10 protein-coding genes, 1 tRNA gene and 2 pseudogenes are annotated in these 13,282 nt (G+C 42.8%); 6 read left to right on the top strand and 7 right to left on the bottom strand.

Features of this window, described 5'->3' with window-relative positions; genetic code table 11:
* Positions 1-21: 21 nt before the first annotated feature.
* Positions 22-1,023, top strand: coding sequence for a gluconate operon transcriptional repressor GntR (gene gntR, locus ACQEXT_RS19650; protein ID WP_331427329.1), 1,002 nt, complete (start codon positions 22-24; stop codon positions 1,021-1,023).
* A gap of 286 nt (positions 1,024-1,309) precedes the next feature.
* Here gntR and ACQEXT_RS19655 read toward each other — a convergent pair whose 3' ends face one another.
* On the bottom strand, positions 1,310-2,833 hold the full coding sequence (locus tag ACQEXT_RS19655; RefSeq protein WP_138972715.1) for a DUF3612 domain-containing protein: 1,524 nt from the start codon (positions 2,831-2,833) through the stop codon (positions 1,310-1,312).
* 161 nt (positions 2,834-2,994) lie between these two features.
* Between ACQEXT_RS19655 and ACQEXT_RS19660 the strand changes: the two genes are divergently transcribed.
* Positions 2,995-3,570: a hypothetical protein gene (locus tag ACQEXT_RS19660; protein WP_138972716.1), complete on the top strand. Its 576-nt coding sequence runs from the start codon at positions 2,995-2,997 to the stop codon at positions 3,568-3,570.
* Positions 3,571-3,633: 63 nt separating this feature from the next.
* On the opposite strand, the gene ACQEXT_RS19665 is transcribed toward ACQEXT_RS19660, so the two are convergent.
* Positions 3,634-4,338 carry a MaoC family dehydratase gene (locus ACQEXT_RS19665; RefSeq protein ID WP_138972717.1) on the bottom strand — a complete coding sequence of 235 codons (705 nt, stop codon included), beginning with the start codon at positions 4,336-4,338 and terminating at the stop codon, positions 3,634-3,636.
* 316 nt (positions 4,339-4,654) lie between these two features.
* On the opposite strand from ACQEXT_RS19665, the gene ACQEXT_RS19670 reads away from it, so the two are divergent.
* A tRNA-Ser gene (locus ACQEXT_RS19670) sits at positions 4,655-4,745 on the top strand.
* Positions 4,746-4,944: 199 nt separating this feature from the next.
* On the opposite strand, the gene ACQEXT_RS19675 is transcribed toward ACQEXT_RS19670, so the two are convergent.
* The 3 genes and pseudogenes from ACQEXT_RS19675 to ACQEXT_RS19685 form a co-directional block, all read right to left on the bottom strand.
* Positions 4,945-5,358, bottom strand: a complete 414-nt coding sequence (locus ACQEXT_RS19675; RefSeq protein ID WP_426953276.1) for a VOC family protein — start codon at positions 5,356-5,358, stop codon at positions 4,945-4,947.
* A 416-nt stretch (positions 5,359-5,774) separates the two neighbouring features.
* Positions 5,775-6,923, bottom strand: coding sequence for a hypothetical protein (locus tag ACQEXT_RS19680; protein ID WP_426953277.1), 1,149 nt, complete (start codon positions 6,921-6,923; stop codon positions 5,775-5,777).
* A gap of 686 nt (positions 6,924-7,609) precedes the next feature.
* Positions 7,610-7,687: pseudogene (locus ACQEXT_RS19685) on the bottom strand (single-stranded DNA-binding protein); the annotation flags it as partial.
* A gap of 996 nt (positions 7,688-8,683) precedes the next feature.
* On the opposite strand from ACQEXT_RS19685, the gene ACQEXT_RS19690 reads away from it, so the two are divergent.
* Entirely contained in the window at positions 8,684-9,052 is a 369-nt protein-coding gene (locus ACQEXT_RS19690) for a hypothetical protein (RefSeq protein WP_426953278.1), read from the top strand.
* Positions 9,053-9,153: 101 nt separating this feature from the next.
* Positions 9,154-9,291: pseudogene (locus ACQEXT_RS19695) on the top strand (ISNCY-like element ISCARN63 family transposase); the annotation flags it as partial.
* 86 nt (positions 9,292-9,377) lie between these two features.
* Here the strand turns inward: ACQEXT_RS19695 and dsdA are convergent.
* Positions 9,378-10,706, bottom strand: coding sequence for a D-serine ammonia-lyase (dsdA, locus tag ACQEXT_RS19700; protein WP_426953279.1), 1,329 nt, complete (start codon positions 10,704-10,706; stop codon positions 9,378-9,380).
* Between the two features lie 109 nt (positions 10,707-10,815).
* Positions 10,816-11,511: a VC0807 family protein gene (locus ACQEXT_RS19705; protein WP_331418564.1), complete on the bottom strand. Its 696-nt coding sequence runs from the start codon at positions 11,509-11,511 to the stop codon at positions 10,816-10,818.
* Positions 11,512-11,903: 392 nt separating this feature from the next.
* Between ACQEXT_RS19705 and ACQEXT_RS19710 the strand changes: the two genes are divergently transcribed.
* Positions 11,904-13,187 (top strand): DEAD/DEAH box helicase, encoded by a 1,284-nt coding sequence (locus tag ACQEXT_RS19710; protein WP_138972731.1) that lies wholly within the window; start codon positions 11,904-11,906, stop codon positions 13,185-13,187.
* Positions 13,188-13,282: the final 95 nt, after the last annotated feature.

A 13,282-nucleotide genomic window follows, 5' to 3' on the forward strand; every position in this document is an offset into this window, starting at 1 on the left:
AAGATGCATAGAAACTCAGTTATGGCTAATAAGAAGAAAAGACCGACCTTACAAGATATCGCAGATCGAGTAGGGGTAACTAAAATGACAGTCAGCCGCTGTCTCCGCGACCCATCACAGGTTTCCGAAGCTATAAAAGATAAAATAAATCAGGCGGTTGAAGAGCTGGGCTATATTCCCAATCGAGCACCAGACATTCTTTCAAACGCTAAGTCCAATGCCATCGGTGTGTTGGTTCCATCTTTAACGAACCAAGTCTTTGCCGAAGTGATAAGAGGTATTGAGTCGGTAACAACTCCTGCTGGTTATCAGACCATGATTGCTCACTATGGATATAGCACGGATTTAGAAGAGCGAAGCATCGAATCTTTGCTGTCATACAACGTTGACGCCATTATTTTGTCTGAAAATGTGCATACCGAGAAAGCACGAAAGATGCTGCAAACGGCCTCTATCCCAATCATTGAAATCATGGACAGCTATTCTCCACGTATTGAACAGGCGGTTGGATTTGATAACGCTCAGGCATCCAAATCAATGACAGAAGCGATTCTGGCCAAAGGTAGGAAGCACATCGCCTATTTTGCTGCTCGTATGGATGAGCGTACGCGTTTGAAAATGGATGGCTATCATCAGGCGATGTCTGAGGCGGGCTTGGAAACCGTTAGCTTGCAGACGGAAGATGCATCCTCTTTTACTCTGGGGGCGAAGCTTCTTGGAGAGTTGGTAGAGCAGTACCCACAAGTCGATGGGATTGTCTGTACGAATGATGATTTAGCGATTGGTGCACTATACGAATGTCAGAGGCGCGGTATTCTCGTTCCACAACAGATGGCGATTGCGGGTTTCCACGGTCATGATATCAGTCAAGCGATGATACCTAAGCTCGCGACAGTGATAACGCCACGTGAACAAATCGGTCATGTCGCTGCGACGCAAATCATTGAGAGATTGAAAGGCAAAGAACAATGGCAGGAGAGCATTGATCTTGGTTACCGGATAGAACTTGGTGAAAGCATATAGTTGCAAAATGCAAATGTTAGATTTTGCATTTTGCTTATAATTGCATCTTGAAAATCTATTATGCGCTTAGTTTTTATGAATTAGGTTATGAATTAAGCAAAAACAAGCAAATATTGGCTTAGTGAAAGTTGGCACGCTTTCTGCTTTATGTAGTTTGACCCTTCTTAAGCCGAGGGTCACCTAGCCAACTGACGTTGTTAGTGAACCTATCTTGTTCACACTTATATATAGCCAATCACCCATATTGTGATTGGCTTTTTTTCTTTTTGAACGCCGTAAATCGAAACTATTCAGCCTCTTGGCACCCACTGTAGCAACTCGGTTTTCTAGGGCACACTGCGCCTCTGGAACAGATCACTCGCGCGTCCGACTCAATACCTCTTTCGATCCAGTTAATATTGAGAATCTTTGCGATAGTCGTAAATTCCTTTCGTATATGGCGTGGTATCGCAGCGCTTCCCCCGTTTCCGACACATAGAGCTTTAAGCTCTTCGGCAATCTCAAGTGAGTTTCCTCCCTGCGCATCAATCGCAGGATTGAGATCGATACCGGCACAAAGCACGCGGTTGTTGCCTGCGGGATCGGTCATATTTACCGACTCACAACAGTAAATTCTTGGCTCGTCACCGACATTCAGAATTGAGATCTGAGCAGAGCTTCCCTGTTGTGGTTCTGATAATTTCCTAAACACCGCCCAGTGCTGACATGGATCGTTAACTTTGCGCATGTTCCCCCAAGGAAGAGGGATCCCGTTGCCTCGGTAGACTGCTTTAAGCTTATTTTGACCATAGGCATCAAAATAGTGCCAGTGAGGGTAAGGAGAAACGACGGTCATTCGTCTCATCGCAACGGAAGGGGAAACGCCCGCTTTTAAGTGTACGTCGATTTCGTACCCGCTGCGGTCCAGTAACTGCCTAAATGGAACCTTAGGGCACAGTAGTGCGCCGGCGAAGAAGCTTGACTCAAAGTCTCGCCAAGCTTGCAAAATGTCCTGTGAGTTAAGTTCAGACGTCGTACTTGATTGGTTGCTCTCTTCCCAACTATTGGCATGGCCAACAGAGAGTACGCTCTTGAGTCCCTCTTTGCTGTGTAAAACACAGTGCCCAATATAAACGGCGAGGTCGTACTTAAGGCGAGTAGGGTACAGCTTTAAAATTTCATTGAGGAAGATGGTACCTGGTGGTTCAAAAAACGAGGTAACCACTTGTTTAGCGCTGACACCCAGCTCGTCAACGACGTCTTGTGGTGGTCGTGAAATCCAGCGGATAGTCAAACCAAGGCTACGAGCGATATCCATGAGATCTTCGGCAGAGAGGTTAAGTCGTTTCAGGCCCACTTCCTCTGCTGCTCTTTCAAGATCAGGGAAATGGTTCTGATTGCTCTCTTGGTGTGCCCGAATCAGTAAATGCGCAAACTGGCGGCCAGTAATACCAGTTTGTGAAAGCATCTCAGGGATAGCTATCTGTAAAATATCGTTTGAAAACAGAAAGCTTGGCTCGAGTGCCATACCGCTGATTCCGCCTCGGTTTCCTTTGTCTGGTGTGATATCCGCTTGTTCGGGTTCATCGTCAAGAAACCAAGTCGGATCTTTTTGAAAAACTTCGGCGATCACTTCCAACATATCGATACTAGGGACCCGTTTTCCACGTTCAATCATCGATAAGTAAGAAACCGATGGCGCATACTCGGGATTAACCCTTATGCAACGAGCAGAGAGATCTTCCATAGTTAAGTGGTTGCGTTTCCTAAGATTTCTTATCTTAGTACCTAGAAAATGAGACTGGCGGATCAAGCTTTTTGACACTGGCATTTTGTAAAATTCACACTGTAAAATTTTTGTTGTGAAATTGTAGTAAAAAATTCACTAGTATAGAAAGTAAGCAAAGTCACAAATTCACATATAAACAGAATGGGATTTGAAATATTTGCGCAAGGACAAATAAGTTGTGAAATATCCGCGAGGGAAACACTATGAACATGCTGACAATCGATAAGACTGAAATCCAAGAACAAAATATGCCATTTATCGCTGAAGCAGTCTTCGCGGTAGAGACGATAGACGCTAGCCAAGCAATGGAAAAACAACAAAACGCTAAGCAGTTGCTTGACCGTTTGTTCCCACTAGAGAACGGTTCACATAAAGACGTAACAGCTTACGTAATCGACTACCGCCATGTAATGGCGTACTTCAAAGACGGCAGCCACAGCGGTCTAAAACACTCTAAGCACTTTGTGGCTTACACTGGTGAAAAAGAAGACCCAGCATCAATCCTGTTTAGAGATGGCACAGGTAGCCACGTAGAAGTAACTTTTGGCAATCATAAAGGCACAGGCTGCGTAGAGCTTATCGATATTGAAGATATCCAGCTTGAGACTTGCACCATGTTTCCTACGGCAATGACTGAGATTGCAGCTATGCGCCACTGGATCAGCGTGGTTAAAGGCGACGAAAAAGGTAAACCTAGCGCATGTACTGAGCAGAAAGAGTACACAGCAAAAAATGGTGACGATTACCAACTAGAGCGTTGCTACACAATGACTCGATAACCACAAACATTACAACGAAAAAAGGATACCTTTCGGTATCCTTTTTTTGTGTTTATCTTGGCGTTAAAAATGAAGTTGTATAACGGATGTTACAACCGCACCTGGGCGACGAACACCTTCAATTTCAACTTTAATTTCACGCTCGATTTCTAACCCTTTACGGATAGGCGTTACTTTAGACAACGTACTAACCGCACGTACGCGGTTATCCGATTTCACCGGGTATGGGAAACGAACCTGATTAAGACCGATGTTGACGACCATCTTAGCCGTTGGGAACAAGTTGTTCTCTGGATCGACACTATCAGTCAACTTAGGCAATAAGGCCAGAGTAAGGAAACCGTGCGCAATTGTAGTCTTGAACGGTGACTCCGTAGCAGCACGTTCTGGATCGGTATGGATCCACTGCATATCTTCGGTCACTTGACCAAACTGGTTAATTCTCTCTTGCGAGATATCCAGCCAGTCGCCAGTATGAATAACTTCACCAATCTTAGACTGTAACTCAAGGTACACTTTTTGAGCTTCAGGCTTTAACTCGATTGTTTGTGGAGTCTGAGTAGTTGGCGTTTCTAGCGGATGGCGTAACTCGTCGTTAACTGCGGGAATGTGAAAATCACGCAGACGAGTAAACAGGTGGCGGTTATGAGCCTTATTAACAATTTCACCCCAGTATTCGCGTACAGTAGGAGACATCCACTGCATAAACTCAGAATGCTGCTTAGAAATTGATTCACCACGATGTTTAAATAAGTCAGCGACTTTCATAAAAACCTCAGAAATAGATCATGTTACTCGGTTAATTCCGTAATTTTGAAACAGTTCACACTATTGTGCAACGACTTTCGGGCGTACAGTTGTTGTCTGAAAGTGGTATTTTTTATTTAAAACATGAGCTTATAAATAAAACACTATTTTATTGCAAAACTAACAATAGAGCTTTTATCCCATCGATTCCGCCCTTTTGGCTGGCTTTCTGTTGGATACGCCTTCAAAAACTGTTTAGTTTCTCAGCAGTTAAACCATAGTGAGTGAATTAATACTTTACAAGTAGCAGGGCTATACCTAATATACGCCACGCAACGGAGAGATGGCTGAGTGGTTGAAAGCACCGGTCTTGAAAACCGGCATACGTTAATAGCGTATCTAGGGTTCAAATCCCTATCTCTCCGCCACTTATTTTTAGAAAAAAGCCTTTGATTATCAAAGGCTTTTTTCGTATCTGAAGCATAGAAAAGTCACCTAACACAGATAGGTGATACATATGTATTTGATAAAACTGGCTTCTGGCGTGTACTACACACGTATTGCCACCCCTGTTTTTCTACAAAACTCACATGACTATCCGAAGGAAGTTCGTTGGTTATGCGCGTGCTATTGGGTTGCTGTTTTTAGTTGCAGTAAATCCCATTTGTTCCCATAAAGATCTTGGAACACAACAACTGTGCCATATTCTTCAACGCGTGGCTCTTCATTAAAAACCACTCCATTTGCCTTCATTAGCTCGTAGTCTCGCCAGAAATCATTAGTGTGTAGGAACAAGAACACACGACCGCCCGTTTGATTTCCTACTGCTTGCGTTTGTTCTGGCGTACTCGCTTGAGCTAAAAGCAAGTTCGTGCCATTGGAATTTGGAGGAGAAACTTGAACCCAGCGTTTACCATTACCTAAGTCAGTATCTTCAACCAGTGTGAATTGAAGCTTCTGAGTATAGAACTCAATAGCATCGTCGTAATTTTCGACGACTAGAGCGATGTTTCCGATTTGCTGCTGAACAGTTTTAGACATGCTGATTTCCGCTATTTCAAAACGTTGATTGTAATCTTTTTAAGACTTTTCGAGAAAGCAAATCACTCCGAGAACGGCTTAAGAAAGCAACAAGGACACACGCCATAAAGGATGCATCATCTGAGGATGAAAGAGGATAATCTGCCGTCTAATAAGAGTTTAAATGCGCCTGTCCTTTTAGTTTAATCATTTCACAAGTCATGACGCTATCATCGTACAACGGGTGAGAGATTCGTTTTCGCGATAAGGTAGCATGCCCTATGAACTAGTTTTACTAATCGACAGAAGCACGTTAGAACTAATGGTCTAACGTGTATTTGTCCAAAACTTGTTTGCAATAGCTTATTCAACGGTTGCTTATTCAACTGCGTCTATAAATCTTAGACTTTACATACTTAGTCTTTAGGTTTCCTGAATTAGTCTTTTTTCTTAATAGTGACGCCATCGATAACCTTATCAAAAGCTATTAGACTACTATCCTCATTCACGAAAGCTTTTATCTCAACGTCGTCTGACAATTTACTTCGTAATTCGGTTATTAATCCAGCAGAAGCACTTAAACCTGCTTCATTATCAAAATTAAGAATTAAATTATTGATACCATCTGATATTTTTAAGTTTTGAGCGTACCTAATCGCAGAATCTCGACCCCAAATATTATCTAAGTTGATGGTTATCTCTTGCGTTGTATCGGAGAGTTCTAAAATATTGGAAATTTCTATTTTGAAATTGTTGTTGAACTCGTCATTGTGGGTATGTGACGCACTTAGCGAGTCTTTAAACCGAGTTAGGAAATTATTGAGTTCTAAAGAACCCATGTATTTGTGTAGTGATGTGGCTTTGTATTCTGCTAGTTTGTCTAAAGGGTTAAATATTTCCCCATCGTCTTGAATTAAAAAAGTTGAACCGTCAAAAGAAAGCTTTACATTCTTGGCTTTACCATATCTATACGCATTGTCACATAGTTCATAACTCAATAGCTTTAAGCCAATTCTTAATTTGCCGCTAACACTATCCCACAAGTTAGGTCGTGAAAAAAAAGCTTCGAATAGGTCTTTAGAATCTAAAGCTGATATTTTTACAGACTCTTGAGTTTCAACTGGAAAGCCTTTGTAAAAAAAACTCATCAATCGCTCACGGCTTCTTACTTCTGTCTCTATCTCGTCCCATGACCAAATTTTAATATCGAATGGAAATTTGTTACTTTCGTTAATCCCTCGCGTTTCTTCCTGCAAAAAGACATCGCTAGCAGCTGTTGTAGCTAACGTGTATCGTGACAGCTTGGGCTCGAAAGTTGTTGCTTTTATACATTCTTTCAGAAGCTCAGTCTTCGTGAGTTTGCTACCAAGTACACCGTTTTTGTCTTTGCATTGTATACCTTCATAAGACTTTGTATACAGCGGTATGCCGAATATGTCTACGCCGTTTTGGGGCTGCCCTATTCTGCCATTCTTTTGTGCGTTAGGGTCTTGCCATAATTCCTTCCAAAGTAGATGACACAATGATTCAAAATCAGTCCATGAGGCTGGATGAGGGAGTCTTAGCAACATTTTAGTTAGTTTCATTATATTGGATTGGTTGCATTATAATGCAAATTTTTCATTAGTAGAAAAACTTATTGGGATTTATAAGTCCATGACTCAGATTGTAGTGGTTTAATGAGCCCGGACAACAACTTAGGGGAGAAAGTCTCCACCGCAAATGAGGTGTTTGACCTAACGGTGTAATGTTTCACTCAGATCAAGGCCGCTAATATAGCAGTTGTAAATAACGTTAAAGACTCTGGCGGTATCGTATAACATAAAGCATGAGCCGTCGTGGGAATAGCAGAGATAGTGCTCATAATCCGACCAAAATAGAGAGTGTAATCTGGTCAAAGAGAAATCAATTTTTGATTAGACTTTATGCTTGTAATACTAAAAGGGGGATGAAGAAGGTTTAATTGGTCTGAGTATTAATAGTTTTGTGGTTTAAGTTGGTGCTAGGCTAGTTCAATATCATGTTTGCAACGAATAAATGGAATCTGATGCGATTACCATGGAGGTTGTCGGCCCAACTTACGAGTGATTCGCAGCAGAAAAAACCAAGCGAAGTTAATCGTCAAGTCTAAAGTGTTTTCAGTTCGACTTGTTAACACTTGAAACTTAACACGTATAAGCATCATCAATAATGAAATGATTTGGCGAAACAGATTTAACACAAGGCTGTATGGTGGTCTTACGGGCGTACCACGTTTCTCAGCTAACTGAGTGTTAGGCATGTACCTGCTTTCAGGATCGTTGCCTAAATTGCCCACTAAAATAACCTTGTTTACACCTCTAGTTGCCATATGCCCTTAACTTAGCTTCCACTCATTGTACCCTCACTGCACGGTACGTTGCATTTTAGGAGAACATTGGTTCATCCTCGATTGATGTTGTTAAGTTGTTACTTTTTTAGTCTGGTTATAGAAAGTCATGCGCCTCCTTACTGAGCCGTGAGATTGAACCATGAATATAGTTCTTGCAAAGTTCTCGCTAACCCTATGATTGTAAAGATCAAAAATTGAACACTTGTAAATCGCAAGACGTACTTTAGTGCACTTTCTTGAGTTTTAGTTAATGTGCCTCCTTTCAAGAGCTCTTTTAGCACTTTGATATGTTTGATGTAGTTAATAAGTGTGGAAGGTCTCATAAATCAATTACTCCGATTAATGAGGATTCCACCAACTATCAATCGCCATGAGTGGGTTGGCATTTTTAGACTAACACACAGATTTGTAAGAAAAAAGATCAGGAGTTGTTTTCTCCTCTTAAAGAACAGGCACCATTAAATATATCGTGATACACCTTCGCCAATTCAAAATATGCATTATTTAGCCTACAGATTTCCGTAGAGAGTTGAGCCTCTAATTTGGTAAGTTTGTTTAAGGATTTAACTGGTAGACAATGATTATTAAAGGTAAGTATGAAAGGTAAAAGCCTAGTTGCCAATTAACTCGGTGTCCAAAACTGCTGGTGCGGATAAGTGCTTGGCAATGCAATGCGCTTTTAAGCTGTAATTCATTTTCTAACGATTCATCTGCTCTGCAAGGCTACTTTACTTCCAGAAATAGCTTCTAATGGAGAATCTAAGTGTATGGTATTTGTTGTAAAGGGTAAACTTTCGAATTGAACATCATTGAAATAATGAACACTGACTTTTGATAGGATTATGTTAAAAAGTTTATGGATGGAATATGGATTATAAATACCCCCAAGAGAAATCATAGACCCAGAAGAAGAGAAAAAGTCTATGGTGGAAAGTCAGATTACGCGTTGTTGAAGAAGTTTGGGGTAATGAATAAATGTTGGATTGGTTGATAGCTGTTTTCGGTGTTGTTGCTATTGCGTGGTGCTTTCCAGCGATAGTTATATTGCCAGTAATTTCATTAGGGAGTTTTAAGTATATTATCTTTATGGATAAGCAGTTAGCAAAAGACCTTGGCAAATACTATGACGATAACGGTTACATGCGCCCTAAATATCAATTGTCTTGGGAGGTAGGGAGCCGCTGCTTTGATTATTGGGTTAAGTACCCATTTATTCGTAAGCGGGTTACAACAAATTCAGTCAAATTTAAGGCGTTTATGTGGTGGAATGCTTTAGGAATGTGGAGTTGGATAGCGGTTTTTTTTCTGGCTTTTCTTGAGAAGGGGCTAGGTATTTCATTCTGATTTAACTGTGTGATTCATAGACATCCCTTCAACTATACTGGGTGTCAATGAACAGAGAAATGCAAAAAAGGCTACAGTGGGTAAAAATGTACAACGAATGTGAGCGTATGCCGTTGGCTGGGCTTATGTTGCAAATGGATGGCAGTCCACATTGCTGGTTCGGTAGTGAACGCTCTTGCCTCATTGCTAGCGTGGATGATGCAACGAGTGGTATTCATGCGCGTTTTTTCCCTCAGAAACATGATTCACCCAGTGCTGAAAAAGTATTGGGCTAGTCACCGACTTATGGGTATGAGTGTTCTCAATACCAATGTATAGCGCATTATCAGCCTTGTGACTTTGCTAGATAGGAACGCATTTCCTGTTCCGGTACCATGCCACCGCCGGTTGCCCATGCGAGGTGAGTCGCGTTGTTCATAACGGAATTGTCAAACTTCATTCTCAGCCTATATTCGTGATTGTTTGTCACCACGATTGGCCCCATCATGCCAGCTAACGCCGATGGTTCGAGCTGGATGTTTTGATGCTGATTGAGTTGACCCAACAGTTGGTACATACGCTCATCCGTCACCGTGAAATAGCCATCGATCATCCTTTCCATCGCTCGTCCAACAAAGCCGGACGCGCGACCGACAGCTAAGCCGTCTGCGGCGGTTATGTTATCAATCCCTATATCTTGGACGCTGATTTTGTCGTGGAGTCCAGTATGGACCCCAAGAAGCATACATGGAGAGTGGGTGGGTTCAGCAAAGAGGCAATGTACATGGTTTCCGAACGCCATTTTTAGACCAAAGGCAACGCCACCTGGCCCTCCACCGACGCCACAAGGTAGGTAAACAAACAAAGGATGTTGCTCGTCGACGACGATACCTTGCTGGTCAAATTGCGCCTTCAAACGCTCACCAGCGACGGAATAGCCCAAAAATAGAGTTTGAGAGTTTTCGTCATCAATGAAGAAACAATTAGGGTCACTTTCAGCTTCTTTTCTACCTTGTTCAACCGCGACGCCGTAATCTTGTTCGTACTCCACGACATTCACTCCGTGATCGCGAAGCTTATCTTTCTTCCACTGGCGGGCGTCAGCAGACATATGCACTGAGACAGAAAATCCTAACTTGGCACTAATGATACCGATAGACATTCCAAGGTTACCGGTAGAGCCAACCGCAATGCTGAACTGGCTGAAAAACTGACGAAAAGATTCGTTCAGCAGTAGGCTGTAATCATCGGATTTTGTAAGCAAGCCTGCATCAAGTGCGAGCCTTTCAGCGTGCGTCAATACTTCATAAATGCCGCCTCGGGCCTTGATCGATCCAGAAATCGGTAAGTGGCTATCTTTTTTAAGGAGTAGATGACCTGCGATGCTGGTGTTAAATCGTCGTTCAAGTTCCATTTTCATGGCAGGTATGGAAACCAGTTCAGATTCGATAATGCCTTGTGCTGGTGCTGTTTCTGGAAAGGCTTTGGCAAGGTAAGGAGCAAAGCGTAGTAATCGCTCACTTGCATCTCGAATATCCATCGCATCAAGTCCGACATGCGGTAGTGCTTCTTCGACAGAAGTAATCGAAGGATTAAACCAAGATGTTTCGTTGAGCCCGATAAGCTCTTCGACGAGCGGATATTGTTTGATAAGCAGATCAATCCGGAATGTCATTACATTACCTTGCGTGTTATCGAATAGGGCCCAATATAATTCAAATTAGTACTTCTGTGTCAGAGGCTACTGAGAACGTTTGCACTCATTGAGGTCAGGATAGAGCCGGTTATTTAGCGTGGAAAATCTGCTCGGTTTCCAGTGCGGTCATGGCACGGATTTGGCGCCAAACGTAGTAGAAAATACCGAACATCATTAGCATGCTTGGAATCGCGATAATTGGATAGCTGTAAAGTGTCAGTTTACCTAACTCTTCATTGAATTCTGCTGTTCCTGCGGGGCTTGTTACAATCCAAGTCGCAAGGAAGTAGTTCATTGCCGATGAGAAGGCGAATGTGCTCGCGAATAGATAGTTTGATGACATCAAGCAGCGTTCGAACGCTTGCGTTTTATTGTTCTCTTTTAAACGCTCAGTGATCAGTTCTAGGTTGAGTACGGTGTCATTTAGAACCATCTTCTGCATAAATGGGTAGCGAGTAAAGGTTGAACCTAGCACGGCCAAACCGATCAGGCCTGGAATCAAAGCCTCTTTAAGTGCTAACCAACGAGTATCGAGTTCGAGTAGACCGATCCCCCCCGTTAATAAGACACTGACAAAGCCAAGCGCTGCGATAAAGTTAAATTTCTTATTGCGAATCAGATCCATGGCGCCATAAGCGATCGGAAACGCCAGAGCAACAACCAACGCCATCGCCGTTCCTAAATGTTCGTCACCGCTGAATTTCATTAAAATAAATGACGGTATGACGACGTTAAATAAGATTTCGAATAGAGGATTCGATTTTTTCTGGGTGGTGCTGTTCATAATTTTCTACTGACTCTATAGGGCTGGCTTACATACAAATTTCGAATGGGAGTGTTCATTGTATGAGGTCAGATGTAAAGCACTAAAGTACCAGTTATGTAACGACTTATGAAAGAGATGCGATCAAAACCTGACGCCATTCCCTTGATTATTATAGCGTGATGCTAGGTTAGACGTGGTTATGGAGGGGGCGGATGGGGTAAAGAGAAATCGTCACAAAGTTGCTCTTTTGGGGACTATCAGGCTGTTCAATAATGGCGAGAACGTCGTCAAATGAGGAGTTATTTAGGCTAATTTCACATTTACACTCCCATCTCGGCGTTAATGCTCTATAATCAGCGACCGTAATTTGGGTTACGCTTTAAATTTGTCGTTAGCTTTAGGAACAAGATATGTCATTTGCATCACAAAACTTTTCTCCAGAAATCGTGAAAGCTCTTACTGAGTGTGGGTATGAGAAACTCACTCCAGTTCAGCAACAAGCGATTCCTTTAGCTCGCCGTGGACATGACATCCTAGCTAACGCACAAACGGGTACGGGTAAAACAGCCGCGTTTGCTTTGCCTATCGTTCAGAATATCCTTGATAGTGCCAAATCCGCTAACCGCCACCAAACGCGTGCCGTTATTTTAACGCCGACACGCGAACTGGCAGAACAGGTTGCGACAAACATCCAAGATTACACAAAGTACACCGACATCAAGACCGTTGCGATCTTTGGTGGCAAGAAAATGGCAACGCAGCAAAAAGCCCTTGAAGCGGGTGTAGATGTGCTTGTTGCTACGCCGGGTCGTCTGATTGAGCACATTGAACTCAATAACGTTTCTTTGGCTAACCTAGAGTACCTAGTATTCGATGAAGCTGACCGCATGTTAGACATGGGTTTTATCGCTTCGATCGAAAAGATCATGGCTGGCGTCACCACTAAACCTCAGACTATGCTTTTCTCTGCAACTTTCTCAGCGCAGATGAACAAGCTGGCAGGCCAAATTCTACGTCAACCAAAACGCGTTTCTGTTGCTCGAGAGAACGTGACCGCTGACACCATTGCGCACGTTGTTTACCCTGTAGAGCAAGAGCGCAAGCGAGAGCTATTGTCGGAGCTTATTGGCCGTAAGAACTGGAAACAGGTGCTGGTTTTTGTTAACTACAAAGAGACGGCAAACGAGCTACTTAAAGAGCTGAAGCTTGATGGTATTAAAGCCGTGCTTTGTCATGGTGACAAAGCGCAGAGTGCTCGTCGCCGTGCGCTGGAAGAATTCAAAACCGGTAAGGCTCGCGTGATGATCGCGACTGACGTTGCGGCCCGTGGCCTTGATATTCAGAACTTACCTCATGTTGTGAACTTTGATATGCCATTTTTGGCTGAAGATTATGTTCACCGCATTGGCCGTACGGGTCGTGCTGGCCAGCGTGGTAATGCGGTATCGTTCGTTAACCGTGAAGAAGAGCTAACACTTCAACAGGTGGAAACCTTAATTGGTCAACGTATCTACCGTAAAGAGCTAGAAGGTTATGAGCCAAAGAACCGCGACGCTCTAATAGAAAAAATGCACACTAAGCCTGCATTTAAAAACCGTAAAACCCGTACTAACAATCCAAGTGATGCTAGCCAGGGTGAAGCGGAGCGCCGCTCACGTTTACGCCGAATGATTCGCAACAAAAATGGTAAATAGTAAAAAAGGAGCCTTTCGGGCTAATGCCGATCAGTTAAGAGATAAATGATCGGTTGAACGATCCTGCAGATGGCTTATAAAGGCTCTAAGTTTCT

Source organism: Vibrio sp. TRT 29B02 (genome assembly GCF_050113655.1).
In the GTDB taxonomy this organism is placed as follows: domain Bacteria; phylum Pseudomonadota; class Gammaproteobacteria; order Enterobacterales; family Vibrionaceae; genus Vibrio.

What these genes read in the sequence shown, in the direction of transcription:
- ACQEXT_RS19660 (WP_138972716.1), top strand. Translation starts at nt 2,995, where the DNA reads ATGAACATGCTGACAATCGATAAGACTGAAATCCAAGAACAAAATATG.
- ACQEXT_RS19690 (WP_426953278.1), top strand. Translation starts at nt 8,684, where the DNA reads ATGTTGGATTGGTTGATAGCTGTTTTCGGTGTTGTTGCTATTGCGTGG.
- dsdA (WP_426953279.1), bottom strand. Translation starts at nt 10,706, where the DNA reads ATGACATTCCGGATTGATCTGCTTATCAAACAATATCCGCTCGTCGAA.
- ACQEXT_RS19665 (WP_138972717.1), bottom strand. Translation starts at nt 4,338, where the DNA reads ATGAAAGTCGCTGACTTATTTAAACATCGTGGTGAATCAATTTCTAAG.
- gntR (WP_331427329.1), top strand. Translation starts at nt 22, where the DNA reads ATGGCTAATAAGAAGAAAAGACCGACCTTACAAGATATCGCAGATCGA.
- ACQEXT_RS19655 (WP_138972715.1), bottom strand. Translation starts at nt 2,833, where the DNA reads ATGCCAGTGTCAAAAAGCTTGATCCGCCAGTCTCATTTTCTAGGTACT.
- ACQEXT_RS19675 (WP_426953276.1), bottom strand. Translation starts at nt 5,358, where the DNA reads ATGTCTAAAACTGTTCAGCAGCAAATCGGAAACATCGCTCTAGTCGTC.
- ACQEXT_RS19710 (WP_138972731.1), top strand. Translation starts at nt 11,904, where the DNA reads ATGTCATTTGCATCACAAAACTTTTCTCCAGAAATCGTGAAAGCTCTT.
- ACQEXT_RS19705 (WP_331418564.1), bottom strand. Translation starts at nt 11,511, where the DNA reads ATGAACAGCACCACCCAGAAAAAATCGAATCCTCTATTCGAAATCTTA.
- ACQEXT_RS19680 (WP_426953277.1), bottom strand. Translation starts at nt 6,923, where the DNA reads ATGAAACTAACTAAAATGTTGCTAAGACTCCCTCATCCAGCCTCATGG.